Genomic DNA, 12,461 nt, shown 5'->3' with positions numbered 1-12,461 from the left:
CTTAACGCAACGTATCCCCAAACGCTCTCCCACTTAACGCAACGTTTCCCCAAACGCTCTCCCACGTCCGACGGCGGCAGTCATGCCGCCGTCGGACGTTTTGCATGTGTGGGGAGGGCAGCTGCTACTTGGCGAGGAAGCGCAGGAGCGCTTCGTTGACTTCGGCGGCGTGTGTCCAGAGCAGGCCGTGCGGGGCACCTTCTATTTCCACGTATTCGGCGCTGGGCAAGGCCTTGGCGAACAGCCGGCCGGTGGAGTCGATGGGCAGGATATTGTCCGCGGTGCCGTGGAGGATGAGTGCGGGAACGTCGATCTTGGGGATGTCGTCCCGGAAATCCGTAAGCCATGTGGGCTGGGCTGCCACTGATGCCGTGGCACCCGCATTCGCGGCCAGGTTCCAGCTGGCGTTGACTGCCTCCTGGCTCAGTCGGGGCGTGCCCAGGAACGTGTCCGAGTTGTAGAAGTTCTTGAAGAACTCGGTGAAGAAGGCGTACCGGTCCGCAGTGACGGCCTCGTTCAGCCCATCGAAAACCTCCTGCGGGACGCCGTCCGGGTTGTCATCGGTCTTGAGCAGGAAAGGTTCCAGGGAGCCGAGGAAGGCTGCCCGCGCCACCCGGGCGGAGCCGTAGGTGCCCAGGTAACGGCCCACCTCGCCGGTGCCCATGGAGAAGCCCACCAGTACAACATCGTTGAGGTCCAGGGCTGTCAGCACAGTGTTGAGGTCTGCAGCGAAGGTGTCGTAGTCGTAGCCCTCGGTGGTCTTGCTTGATTTGCCGAAACCGCGGCGGTCGTAGGTGATGACACGGTAGCCCGCGTCAAGGAGGGCCGCTGTCTGCTTTTCCCAGGAGGAACCGTCCAGGGGGTACCCGTGGATCAGCACGACGGGCTGGCCGGAGCCGTGGTCTTCGTAGTAAAGCTCGATATCAGTGCTGTTTTCGGTTCCAACGGTGATGAAGGCCATCGCGGCGGGTCCTTTCGAGACTGTGGGATCGATGCGGCCGGGAGGGTGCCGCGGCCGCGCAGTACCTACTCTAGGGCGGTCCACCGTCCAGTCCAGCCCTTCCCGCGCGTGGCTTTCTGCCAGGCACGCCCTGCTACGGGGAGGGTTGCGGAAGCTCGCAGGTAATCTGCGGATTCGCTCCCATGTAGTTCAGCGGTCCCGCAGCGATGGTGATGGCAATGGTTCCGGCCTCCGCGCAGTTTCCGGGCGCGGCGCCGAAATAGCCGCGCTGCCAGGCGGCCACACCGCCAATAATGAGCCAGATAACGATGAGTGCTCCGACAATCCGCATGATTCCTCCACTGGGCGCCGCGCTGTGGGATCAATTATGCGCGCCTGCCGCGGGTGTGCGAGAGGGTTCCAGGGAAAGTGCGAGAGGATCGGCCGGAAACGTGCATCGAGTGAGAGAGCGTCCGGGGAAACCTTGCGTTAAGTGAGAGAGCGTCCGGGGAAACCTTGCGTTAGGTGAGAGAGCGTCGGTGGGGACAGAAAAGCACCTCCGGTCCCGGGGATAATCCCGGAGCCGGAGGTGCTTTCAGTGCTTTGGGCAGGCGGTGCGGCGGTTAGGCCGTGGCTGCCGTCTTGCCGGGCAATGCCAGCCTGAAGATCTTGCCCCAGGTGGATCCGACCTGCTTCAGCAGCGGCCCGGTGGTGTACTTCAAACCGTAGCGCTGGCAGATCTCACGGACCTTGGGCGCCACCTCGGCGTACCGGTTGGACGGCAGGTCCGGGAACAGGTGGTGCTCGATCTGGTGCGAGAGGTTGCCGGTCATGATGTGCATGAACTTCGACCCGGAGATGTTGGCGGAGCCGATCATCTGGCGGATGTACCAGTCACCGCGGGTTTCGCCTTCCGCCATTTCCTCCGTGAAGGTGTCCGTGCCTTCGGGGAAGTGGCCGCAGAAGATCACGGCGTGGGCCCACACGTTGCGAACGGCGTTGGCAGTCAGGGTGCCGTAAAGGGCCTGCTTGCCGGAGCCGGTCAGCATGGCGACAGCCGGGGTTGCGGCGTAGTCCTTGGTGAACTGGGTGACTACCTTCTTGCCGAGGGCCTTGAGGTCCTTGAGCAGCGCTTCCTTGGACTTCTTGCCTTCCTTGAACTCCGTGAGCTCAAGGTCGTAGATGGCGATACCCCACTCGAAGAGGGGCGCCAGGATGGCGTTGAACAGCGGGTTGGCCAGGTTAATGGGCTTCCACGGCTGCTGTTCGTCCATCCGCAGGAGGTTGTATCCGACGTCGTTGTCCTTGCCCACCACGTTGGTCCAGCGGTGGTGGAGGTCGTTGTGGGTGTGCTGCCACGAGCGTGAGGGCGTGACGAAGTCCCACTCCCAGGTGGTGGAGTGGATGTCCGGGTCCCGCATCCAGTCCCACTGGCCGTGCAGGACGTTGTGCCCGATTTCCATGTTCTCCAGGATCTTGGCCAGGCTCAGCAGCGTGGTTCCGGTAACCCAGGCAGCCTTGTTCTTGCTGACCAGCAACGCGGCACGCCCGGAGATCTCCAGGCCACGCTGGACCTTGATCACGCGGCGGATGTAGGCGGCGTCTGCCGCCCCGCGCTTGGCGAGAATCTCGTCGCGGATGGCGTCCAGTTCACGCCCAAGTTCCGCCACCTGCTCATCGCTCAGGTGCGCGGCGGCCGGCGGCCGGACGGTGGGGCTGCCGGACTCGGCGAGCTTTCCGGGGCGCGTCCTTGACCCTCCGGTCGGCTTGCCTTCGGCGGATGTGGTCTTGCTCGGTGTTACTACAGTCATACCGTGGTGCTCCTCAGATTTCGAGGTTGACGGGTCCGGCGGCTGCCGAGACACACGTTTGGATCAATTGTCCGGGTTCGCCGTGGACTTCGCCGGTGCGGAGGTCGCGGACCTGGCCGGACAGGAGTGGGGTCAGGCAGCTGTGGCAGATGCCCATCCGGCACCCGCTGGGCATGAGGACTCCTGCGTCTTCGCCGACGTCGAGGATGGGGGTGTCGCCGTCGGCTTCCACTTCCCTGTCCGAGGCTTCGAAGGTGACCAGCCCGCCGTCGTGCCCCACACCGCCTTCAAAGGTGGTGTTGAAGCGCTCGATCATGAGGTTGCCGGCACTGCCGGCCACCGCCACGTCCGAGCCGGGGGCTGCAGTGGTGAGCGCCGCGCGCTTCCACAGCGCCTCGGCGTCGTCCAGGAAGCTGTCCGGACCGCAGGCATACGCCGCGCGTTCCTTCCAGTCAGGGCAGATCTCGTCCAGCTGGGAGGTGTTGGTCAGGTCCATGCGGCCCTGCTCACCGGTGAACCAGTGGGCCAGGCGGAAGTTGGGGAACTGGTCCGCCAACTCGGCAAGTTCCTCGCGGAAGAGGCTGTCGCCGGGAGTGCGGGCCGAATGAACAAGCACGACGTCGGCATCCGGACGCCGCGGGACGAGCGTACGGATCATGGACATGACGGGAGTGATGCCGCTGCCCGCGGTTACCATCAGCAGGGGCCGCGGGTGCTCGGGGAGGACGAAGTCGCCCTGTGGAGGAGCCAGGAACAGGACATCGCCGGGCTTGGTGGTGCGCACCAGGGTGCCGGACACGGCGCCAACATCCGTGACGGTGATGGCGGGGTCCTTGCCGGCAGGGGCGCTGAGGGAGTAGGAGCGCCAGTGGCGGACGCCGTCGAGTTCGACGCCGATGCGCGCCCACTGGCCCGCCAGGTGCGAGTGCCAGCCGCGGCCGGGCCGGAAAAAGATCGTTGCGGACTGGGCCGTCTCCTGGACAACGCGCGTGACGACACCACGGAGCTGCCGTGCGGAGTAGACGGGGTTGAACAGCGCGAGGATGTCCTCCGGCGACAAGGGCGTGGTGAGGACAGTGGCCGCCTGGGCCAGCTGGCGTAACCGGATCATGCTATTAAGCCTAGAGCGGCGCGAGCCATATTTCTCTCTCTCCGTCATATGACCGTTCCGCAGTCACGCTGTAGTAAGTGGCGCAAAGCCCCCAAGCCGCACTCTAAGAGTAACGGTTCGGCAACGCGTAATGTTCCCCCACCCTTCCATAAGCCTACTTATTATATCGCCGTATTGCTGCTGGCGGGGAGAAATTTTAGGTCAGCACTCTTTCGCCGCGGCTGTTCAGGAGCCGGGATTCCATCCCAGCGAGGGCGCGATGTGCCGGGAGATAGTGCCCAGCAGCTTCGCGTTGAAGTCGACGCCCAACTGGTTGGGGATGGTCAGCAGGAGGGTGTCGGCGGCCTGGACGGCGGTGTCCGCGGCGAGCTGTTCCGCCAGCACGTCCGGGGCGCCCGCGTAGCTCTTCCCGAACCTTGCAGTGAGCCCGTCAATGATGCCCACCTGGTCCCGTCCGTCCCGAAGGGCGGCACCGGCAAAGAAGCGGCTGTCTTCCTCATCCACGATGGGAAGGACACTGCGGCTTACCGATACCCGCGGCGTGTACTCGTGGCCTGCTGCAGCCCAGGCATCCCGGAACAACTGGATCTGCTCGGCCTGGAGTTCATGGAAGGGCACGCCGGTATCCTCGGTCAGCAGCGTGGAGCTCATCAGGTTCATGCCGAGTTCCGCGGCCCAGACCGCTGTCTTCCGGGTCCCGGCTCCCCACCAGATTCGCTCGGCGAGCCCGGGCGACTGCGGCTGGACCGGCAGGAGTCCGGTGGCTCCGCCTGCGTACCGCGGGTCTGCTTCCGCGACCCCCGCACCGGTGATCGCCTTCCGGAAGAGGTCGGTGTGCCGGCGGGCCATGTCCGCGTCGGTTTCTCCGGGGCCGGGCACGTACCCGAAGGCTGCCGCTCCCTGGCGGGCCGGCTCGGGTGACCCGCGACTGATGCCGAGCTGCAGCCGGCCGCCGCTGATCAGGTCCGCTGCCGCGGCTTCCTCGGCCATGTAGAGCGGGTTTTCGTACCGCATGTCGATGACACCCGTGCCGATCTCGATCCTGGTGGTGCGCGCGGCGATGGCGGACAGAAGCGGGAATGGCGAGGCCTGCTGCCGGGCGAAGTGGTGCACCCGGAAGAACGCGCCGTCCAGCCCGAGTTCCTCCGCCGCCACCGACAAGTCGATGGCCTGGAGGAGGGCATCACCGGCTGTCCTGGTGCGGGAGCCCTGCCCGGGACCCCAATGGCCAAATGAGAGAAATCCGATGCGCTCCATACACGGCCCAACCCCGGCCTGGCCCCCGGCATTCCTTGGGGGCTTACGGCTTTGTAGCCACCTTCCAGCCTGACCCCCACTTCGGCCGGATCCTGGCGGCCTACGGCGGGGTGTTTGTGGCCGGATCGCTGGCCTGGGGAATGATCTTTGACGGCTTCCGGCCAGACCGCTGGGACATCGCTGGTTCACTGATCTGCCTGCTGGGCGTGGCAGTGATCATGTTCGCCCCTCGCAGCGGGGCATAGCGCTGCGAGGACAGCGCAGCGGAGGATGCACCCAGCCGCATAGCTAAACTGGCACCGTGACCAACCGCGAGCAGCCCGCCAGCGCCCCCGTCCCGCCGTCGCGCGGGAGAATCGCCGAACGCCTGCTGCCTGGCGGGGAGGAACCGGACCCGCGGTTCACGCTGGCCAATGAGCGCACGTTCCTGGCCTGGATCCGTACCTCCCTCGCGCTGCTGGCCGGCGGCATCGCCATTGAAGCCTTCACCTCGGACCTCTTCCTGGAACCGGTCCGCAAGGGCCTGGCGGTGGTCCTGCTACTGCTCGGCATGCTGTTGAGCGCAGGCTCCGCTGTCCGGTGGCTCCGGGTGGAACGCAGCATGCGCAACAAGGCGCCGCTGCCGCTGCCCCTCATCGTGCCACTGCTGGCTGCGGCCGGTGCCCTGGCGGCCGTCGTCGTACTGATCTTCATTCTCTGGCGCTGACCCGTGGCGCCATCCCGCGGCCCCGCACCACTGCATGGGGATCCCGGACTGCAGCCTGAACGGACCACGCTCGCGTGGGGCAGGACCATGCTGGCCCTGGTGACGGTCAGCGCGATCTTCCTGCGCTGGCTGCCGCAGCACGGCCTTCCGATCCTGCTCCTGTTCACGGTGTCCGCCGGGACGGCCGCCGGCATCTACTTCACGCAGCGGCGCCGCTACCGCGTGAGCTCGCACGGTATCCGCAAGGAAAGGCATGACGCCGACATCACCGCCGTGCTCTGGACGGCTTCCGCCGGGGTAATCCTGGGCGCCCTCGGCATTGGCGTGGTGCTTATTGGATAGGGCAGCCGTCCAGGGCAGCCCCTAGAACATCGGCAGGATAAAGCCGGCAAGGAAGGCCACGGCGCCAATGCCCGTCAGGCACCGGCCCAGCACCGATGCGGTTTTGCCTGCCTCTTCCGGTGCAGCGGTCTGCCACTGGGTGGGGCGTTTGGGGTGGTAGTAGATGGGGAGGGTGTCGCCCACAGCCAGGTCCCTGATGTCGTGGGGTGACATAGGCGCGTGGTGCACCTGGTATTTGCGGTCGAACCAGCGGAAGCCCACGCCCGTGCTGTCGGAATACACCACCGCTTCAGCCACAGCCCACGGATGAACGAAGCGGCGGAGGAAGCCTGTGTAGAAGAGCAGCGCGAGCCCGGCGGGCAGGCACATCCAGGTCAGCATTTCCAGGATTGGACCTGCCATATCAAGCACAGTGGGCATGATTCAGATGGTACAGGCGTACGCTGGGGAGACCGGTCCGGGGAGTAAGGGGAAGCCATGAATGATCAGGATATTTTGACGCGCATCCAGGCCCTCGTTGAGGAGGAGCACTCACTGCGGGAGGCCCCCGGGGACGGGCAGGTGCCGGACAAGGCGCGGCTGAAGCAGGTGGAGGAAAGCCTGGACCAGTGCTGGGACCTGCTGCGGCAGCGGCGGGCCAAGTCGGACTCCGGCGAGAACCCCAACGATGCCGAAGCCCGGCCCGTCAGCGAAGTCGAAGGCTACAAACAGTAGCGGCCCCCCAGATTGGAGCGTTCATGCGTCTGGCTGTAGCCCAGATCATCAGCAGTGCAGACCCCGCAGAAAACCTGGAACTGATCCGGGACTACGCGGCGCAGGCGAAGGCCGCTGGTGCGGAGCTGGTGGTGTTCCCCGAGGCTGCCATGCGGGCCTTCGGCCATTCCCTCCGCGACGTCGCAGAGCCACTGGACGGCCCCTGGGCCGGCGAAGTCCGGGCCATCGCGAGGGACCAAGGCATTGTGATCGTGGCAGGCATGTTCACTCCCGGGAAGGACGGACGGGTCCGCAACACCCTGCTGGTCACTGGCCCCGGCGTCGATACCTCCTACGACAAGGTCCATCTCTTCGACGCTTTCGGTTTTACAGAGTCGAAGACTGTGGACGCGGGCGAAACTCCCGTGACTTTCGAGCTCAACGGCACGGTCTTCGGCCTCGCCACCTGCTACGACGTCCGCTTCCCTGCCCTTTTCACCGCCAACGCCCGGGCCGGGGCGCAGGTCAACATCCTGTGTGCGTCCTGGGGAGCGGGCGAGGGCAAGGCTGAACAGTGGGACCTCCTGGTGCGGGCGCGCGCGCTGGACAGCACCACGTTCGTGGTGGCCTGCGGCCAGGGGGACCCGGAAACCGTCGGCGCAGGTCCGGCAGGCAGCGCCCCAACGGGCATAGGGCACAGCGCGGTGATCGACCCCCTGGGCTCCGCCGTCGTGGCGCTGGGCGGGAGGCCGGAACTCGCCGTCGTGGATATCGACCCGTCCATGGTGGATGAGGTTCGCAGCAAACTTCCCGTACTGGCCAACGCCCGGCAGTTCTGACGCCTTCGCTGCTGCCATCCTGCTGGGCCTCCCACCTTTGGCAGCGCACGACGACGGCGCACCGCACTTTCCCAGCGGCGCGCCGTCGTCGGTCCTTAAGGCTGTGAAACCCAGCGCCGGGAGGGTGAGCCGCCGGTTACGCACAGGAAACCTACGCGTTCTTCGCGTCCGACGGCGGTTCTCACCTTCCGCCCGGTCCGTCCCGCGCCGTTGCGCTGGCCTGGGGCCCTATGCCGTATCGGTGCCACCGCGTGGAGGGCGGCGGTTAACAAGCTTGAAACATGATCGACGCGTGAACTTCACGTAGGAGCGGATTGTGTAACGCAGCCGCAACTTTTGCGCGCCCTTCCTGAAACACCGGAGGACAACCATAGACGCCGGGGGAAGTGCGAGGGCCGGCAAAGAGCGCCCCGCTGGCGCAACGCGAAGGGACCCGCAGGTGGAAATTTCTGCCCAACATATCTGGCTGATGATTTCAGCCGCGATGGTTTTGCTGATGACCCCCGGGCTGGGCCTCTTCTACGGCGGCATGACCCGCGCCAAGGCAGCCCTCAACATGATCATGATGAGCTTCATCTCCGCCGGGATCGTCGGCGTGGTGTGGGTCCTGTGGGGCTACTCCATGACAACGGGCGACGGCGTGCTGGGCATCTTCGGCAATCCTTTCGCCAACTTCGGCCTGCAGAGCCTGATGGGCTCCCCTGACCTGATCAAAGCCGGCTACAGCGCCACGTTTGCGATCATCACGGTGGCGCTGATCAGTGGAGCCATCGCTGACCGCGCAAAGTTCGGCGCGTGGGCACTGTTCGTACCGCTCTGGATCACCGTGGTCTACTGCCCCCTCGCCTACATGGTCTGGGGCGGCGGGCTGATGAGCGCCGGCGGAGCAGTCACCGCCGTATTCGGCCAGGTCATCGACTTCGCCGGCGGTGCAGTGGTGGAGATCAGTTCCGGGACCGCAGCCCTTGTCCTGGCCCTGATCGTGGGGCAGCGCCACGGCTTCGCCAAGGACCCCAACCACCGCCCGCACAACGTCCCCTTCATCATGCTGGGTGCCGCGATCCTGTGGTTCGGCTGGTTCGGCTTCAATGGCGGCGCGGCAACAACGGCTGAGCAGGCCGGCCTGATCTGGGTGAACACCCTGGTGACTCCCGCCGCGGCGATGCTGAGCTGGCTGGTCACCGAAAAGATCCGCCACGGGCATCCGACGTCCCTCGGTGCCGCCTCGGGTGTGGTTGCCGGGCTTGTGGCCATCACGCCGTCCTGCGCCAACATCAGCCCGGTGGCCGCTATCGGCCTGGGCTTCGTGGCCGGAGCCGCCTGCGCCGTCTTCGTTGACCTGAAGTACCGCTTCGGCCTGGACGACTCGCTGGACGTTGTGGGCGTGCACCTTGGCGCCGGACTCATCGGCACCCTTGCCCTCGGCTTCATCGCCCTTCCGGTGGATGGCCAGGGCGGCGGACTCTTCTACGGCGGCGGTGCGCAGCAACTGATTGCCCAGACGGCGGCTGTGGTGATCACCCTGCTGCTCTCCGGCGCAGGAACCTTTGTCATTGGCCGCGCCATCAACAAGACCATCGGGTTCCGGGTCAGCCTTGAGGCGGAAACCGCTGGAGTGGATCTGGCTGAACACGCTGAGAGCGCCTACGCGTTCGGGGAAATCGGCGCGGGCTTCAATCCGCTGCATCCCGCCTCCCCCTCCCCCGCGGCGGGGGTGGCAGCTGCCGCCGACCGGCCCAGCAAGAGCGCCACGCGGACTAAAGAAGACTCCTTTGCCTGACCGGCGCGGCGGTAAGGGCCGGAACGTCGTGCACTAAGCGCCGCGTCAGTCCGCCAGGATTTTGTACAGCGCCCGCCGGGTCTCATCCATTTTTTCGATGGCTGCGGCGCGCTGCTCCTCGCTGACACCACTGCGGAACTGATGGATGGCTCCCATCAGTTTGCCGATGCTCTGGTGGAACTCACGGTCGGAGCTGTCCGGCCCGGCATTCCAGGCATTGTCCATTTCTTCACCGTGCTCGGCCACATAGGCCCGGCCCTGGTCCGTGAGCGTGAACTCCGTCCCGCGGCCCTCGCTGAGGGCTGAGATCAGGTCCTCGTCAACGAGTTGCTGCAGCGTGGGGTAGATGGATCCGGGACTGGGCCGCCACGCGCCCTCCGTCCTTTCGGCAATCGTCTTGATCAATCCGTAACCGTTGGAAGGCGCCTCGGCCAGGAGCGAGAGGATGGCTGCCCGGACATCCCCCCTGCTCGCCCGCCGTGGGCCACGGCCAAACCCTGGACCGAACCCGGGGCCAAAGCCCGGCGCGAAGCCCTGTCCGAAGCCAGGGCCAAAGCCTCCCCCGCGGTGCCCGTGCGGCCCCCTGCGGCCCCTGCCCCGCCCGAATGGCTCGTTCCTGAAATCAGCGCCGGGAAATTTCTCATCGTGCATGCCTTTCATCGTGGCACCGTCCTCTCGCGGGATAAGTTCACCGACCTTTTCGGCGATAGTTAACGATATGTCGCTAACTATCGCCTCGTCAAGATCATGAGTGTGACCAAATCCTGACCTTTCGGCACCACACAGTGCCGCTGGACCGGCGTAGTCTTTGGAGACCTCCAAGCTCGAGGGCTGAGAAATGGCGACGAAAAGGAAGCACAGAAACGGTTTCGGCGCGGCCCTGGGAAGGTTCCTGGGGTTCCTGGCGGCGAGTGCCATGTGCGGCGTCCTGGCGGCCAGCCTGGTGGTTCCGGCGGTGGCGGCTGCGGGATTCGGCGTCAGCAATTCGATTGGGTTCTTCGACAGCCTGCCCGAGGAACTCACCGTCCAGCCGCCGTCGCAATCCACCAAAGTGCTGACTTCCGACGGCCAGCCGATCGCCACCTTCTTCGCCGAGAACCGCGTCAGGATTCCCCTGGACCAGATGTCTCCCCACATCAAGGATGCGATCATTGCCATCGAGGACAGCAGGTTCTACGAACACGCCGGCATCGATCCCCAGGGCATTGTGCGGGCACTGGTTTCCAACCTGACGCAGGGCGGCCAGCAAGGCGCGTCAACCATCACTCAGCAGTACGTCACCAACGTGGTCAACGAAGCACGGTTGTCGCAGGACAGGCCGGACGAGGTGATCCTCTCCGGACAGAAGGACGTTGGTGACAAGCTCCGGGAGATGAAGCTGGCCATTGCGCTGGAAAAGAAGTTCACCAAGGAGCAGATCCTTGAGGGGTACCTGAACATCGTCTTCTTCAACAGCGACGCGTACGGCATCGAAGCCGCGTCGCGCTACTTCTTCAGCACCACCGCCAAGGACCTCACCCTTCCCCAGGCCGCGCTGCTGGCCGGACTCGTCAACAGCCCCACGTTCTACAACCCGGCGATCAACCCGGACAAATCAATCGTCCGCCGGAACCAGGTGCTCTCGGAGATGCTGCTCCAGGGCAAGATCACCCAGGCCCAACACGATGAAGCCGTGGCCACACCGATCGAGCTGAAGATCAGTCCGGAGCGGCAGGGCTGCGCCTACGCGGCCATGGCGCCCTACTTCTGTGACTACATTTCCCATCTCATCCTGAACAACCCTGCGTACGGGCCCAGCCTGATCGAACGGCAGCGGAAGCTCTACCGCGGCGGACTCACCATTGTCACCACCCTGGACAGCAGGCTGCAGGCGGCCGCCCAGGCGCAAGTGGACGGCACGGCCGGACCGAACCCGGACCGGTGGGGCGCCGCATTGGTCACCGTGCAGCCGGGGACCGGCAAGATCCTCGCGATGGCCCAGAACACGGTGTTCCTGCCGGAACCGGGCAAGTTCGACACGCACCTGAACTTTAACGTCGATGCCAAGGACCCGCAGGGGAACGACCTCAACGGCGCTGGCGGCTTCCAGCCCGGATCCACCATGAAACCGTTCACTTTCGCCGAGTGGCTTAACGAGGGCAAGTCCCTGACCGCGGAGGTGGACGCTTCACGGCGCGTTTATCCGCTGGACTTCCCGTGGCGGTCCAGCTGCGGCAAGGTGATGGGCGCCTACAGCACCGCGCAGAACAACCCCCAGCTGGGCGCCGCTGACGACCTCCAGAATGCCGAAGAGGGGTTCTACCGGAAGATGCCTATCAATTACGGGTTGTACAACTCGATCAACACGGCCACGTTCGCCACGGCAGCGCAGCTCGATTTCTGCGGTATCCAAAAGATGGTGGACGCCGTGGGGCTGCACAGCGGACTCGATGGAGCCCCGATCAACATGCATCAGCTGGGCAACCTTCTCGGCGCTATCGGCGTCGCTCCCCTCCACCTGGCCAACGCCTTTGCCACGTTCGCCAATGACGGCCGCTACTGCTCACCGATCGCCCTGGTGGACGTCAAGGATGCAACCGGCGGCAATCTTCCCGCCCAGCCCGTGGAGTGCCGTGATGCCGTGAAGCCGGACGTGGCCCGTGGCGTCAACAATGTGCTGCAGGATGTGCTCGTCAAGGGATCCGGCGTCTGGATCAACCCGAAGACCCATGACAAGTTCCCCGTGGCGGCCAAGACCGGTACCTCGAACAACAACGGGTCCACCTGGATCGTTGGCTACACCACCGGCGTTGCCACAGCTTCCTTCTTCGGCGACGCGCTGGAGGGGCAGAAGCGGGCAGGGCAGAACGTGACCATCAACGGGACTTTCTACCCCCGCCTGGACGGCTACATGATTGCCGGGCCGCAGTGGGCCAACTACATGCTTCAGGCAGCGCCGCTGTATCCCACCAACCCGTTCCCACCCCCGCCGCCATCAATGAT

At 65.3% G+C, this 12,461-nt stretch carries 13 protein-coding genes and 1 pseudogene; 7 read left to right on the top strand and 7 right to left on the bottom strand.

Annotated features, from left to right (window positions below; all coding sequences use genetic code 11):
• Positions 1-124 precede the first annotated feature (124 nt).
• The 5 genes from NFU08_RS09535 to NFU08_RS09515 all read right to left on the bottom strand — a co-directional run bounded on the left by NFU08_RS09535 (position 125) and on the right by NFU08_RS09515 (position 5,119).
• Positions 125-961, bottom strand: a complete 837-nt coding sequence (locus NFU08_RS09535) for an alpha/beta fold hydrolase (RefSeq protein ID WP_251422572.1) — start codon at positions 959-961, stop codon at positions 125-127.
• Positions 962-1,094: 133 nt separating this feature from the next.
• Positions 1,095-1,292 carry a hypothetical protein gene (locus tag NFU08_RS09530; RefSeq protein WP_251422569.1) on the bottom strand — a complete coding sequence of 66 codons (198 nt, stop codon included), beginning with the start codon at positions 1,290-1,292 and terminating at the stop codon, positions 1,095-1,097.
• 271 nt (positions 1,293-1,563) lie between these two features.
• Complete coding sequence (locus tag NFU08_RS09525) at positions 1,564-2,751, bottom strand: acyl-CoA desaturase (protein ID WP_251422566.1); 1,188 nt, start codon at positions 2,749-2,751, stop codon at positions 1,564-1,566.
• Positions 2,752-2,764: 13 nt separating this feature from the next.
• Positions 2,765-3,862: a ferredoxin reductase gene (locus tag NFU08_RS09520; protein WP_141002268.1), complete on the bottom strand. Its 1,098-nt coding sequence runs from the start codon at positions 3,860-3,862 to the stop codon at positions 2,765-2,767.
• Positions 3,863-4,087: 225 nt separating this feature from the next.
• Positions 4,088-5,119, bottom strand: coding sequence for an LLM class flavin-dependent oxidoreductase (locus NFU08_RS09515; RefSeq protein ID WP_174177315.1), 1,032 nt, complete (start codon positions 5,117-5,119; stop codon positions 4,088-4,090).
• A gap of 32 nt (positions 5,120-5,151) precedes the next feature.
• On the opposite strand from NFU08_RS09515, the pseudogene NFU08_RS09510 reads away from it, so the two are divergent.
• The 3 genes and pseudogenes from NFU08_RS09510 to NFU08_RS09500 all read left to right on the top strand — a co-directional run.
• A pseudogene (locus tag NFU08_RS09510) lies at positions 5,152-5,364 on the top strand (YnfA family protein); the annotation flags it as partial.
• 56 nt (positions 5,365-5,420) lie between these two features.
• Entirely contained in the window at positions 5,421-5,825 is a 405-nt protein-coding gene (locus tag NFU08_RS09505) for a YidH family protein (protein WP_251422563.1), read from the top strand.
• Between the two features lie 3 nt (positions 5,826-5,828).
• Positions 5,829-6,167, top strand: a complete 339-nt coding sequence (locus NFU08_RS09500; RefSeq protein ID WP_174177319.1) for a DUF202 domain-containing protein — start codon at positions 5,829-5,831, stop codon at positions 6,165-6,167.
• Between the two features lie 21 nt (positions 6,168-6,188).
• Here NFU08_RS09500 and NFU08_RS09495 read toward each other — a convergent pair whose 3' ends face one another.
• Positions 6,189-6,587: a DUF3592 domain-containing protein gene (locus NFU08_RS09495; protein ID WP_251422560.1), complete on the bottom strand. Its 399-nt coding sequence runs from the start codon at positions 6,585-6,587 to the stop codon at positions 6,189-6,191.
• Positions 6,588-6,644: 57 nt separating this feature from the next.
• On the opposite strand from NFU08_RS09495, the gene NFU08_RS09490 reads away from it, so the two are divergent.
• The 3 genes from NFU08_RS09490 to NFU08_RS09480 all read left to right on the top strand — a co-directional run bounded on the left by NFU08_RS09490 (position 6,645) and on the right by NFU08_RS09480 (position 9,479).
• Positions 6,645-6,881 carry a DUF2630 family protein gene (locus NFU08_RS09490; RefSeq protein ID WP_174177323.1) on the top strand — a complete coding sequence of 79 codons (237 nt, stop codon included), beginning with the start codon at positions 6,645-6,647 and terminating at the stop codon, positions 6,879-6,881.
• Between the two features lie 23 nt (positions 6,882-6,904).
• Positions 6,905-7,699, top strand: a complete 795-nt coding sequence (locus NFU08_RS09485; RefSeq protein WP_251422557.1) for a carbon-nitrogen hydrolase family protein — start codon at positions 6,905-6,907, stop codon at positions 7,697-7,699.
• Between the two features lie 439 nt (positions 7,700-8,138).
• Complete coding sequence (locus NFU08_RS09480; protein WP_251422554.1) at positions 8,139-9,479, top strand: ammonium transporter; 1,341 nt, start codon at positions 8,139-8,141, stop codon at positions 9,477-9,479.
• A 45-nt stretch (positions 9,480-9,524) separates the two neighbouring features.
• On the opposite strand, the gene NFU08_RS09475 is transcribed toward NFU08_RS09480, so the two are convergent.
• A complete protein-coding gene (locus tag NFU08_RS09475) occupies positions 9,525-10,139 on the bottom strand; it encodes a PadR family transcriptional regulator (RefSeq protein ID WP_251422552.1) in 615 nt (204 codons plus the stop codon).
• 178 nt (positions 10,140-10,317) lie between these two features.
• On the opposite strand from NFU08_RS09475, the gene NFU08_RS09470 reads away from it, so the two are divergent.
• Positions 10,318-12,461 (top strand): transglycosylase domain-containing protein (locus NFU08_RS09470; protein WP_251422548.1); only part of this gene is annotated, 2,144 nt, incomplete at its 3' end.

This window comes from Pseudarthrobacter sp. NCCP-2145, from assembly GCF_023708005.1.
GTDB classification, from domain to species: domain Bacteria; phylum Actinomycetota; class Actinomycetes; order Actinomycetales; family Micrococcaceae; genus Arthrobacter; species Arthrobacter oxydans.
This window is presented reverse-complemented; position numbering and strand designations above follow the sequence as displayed.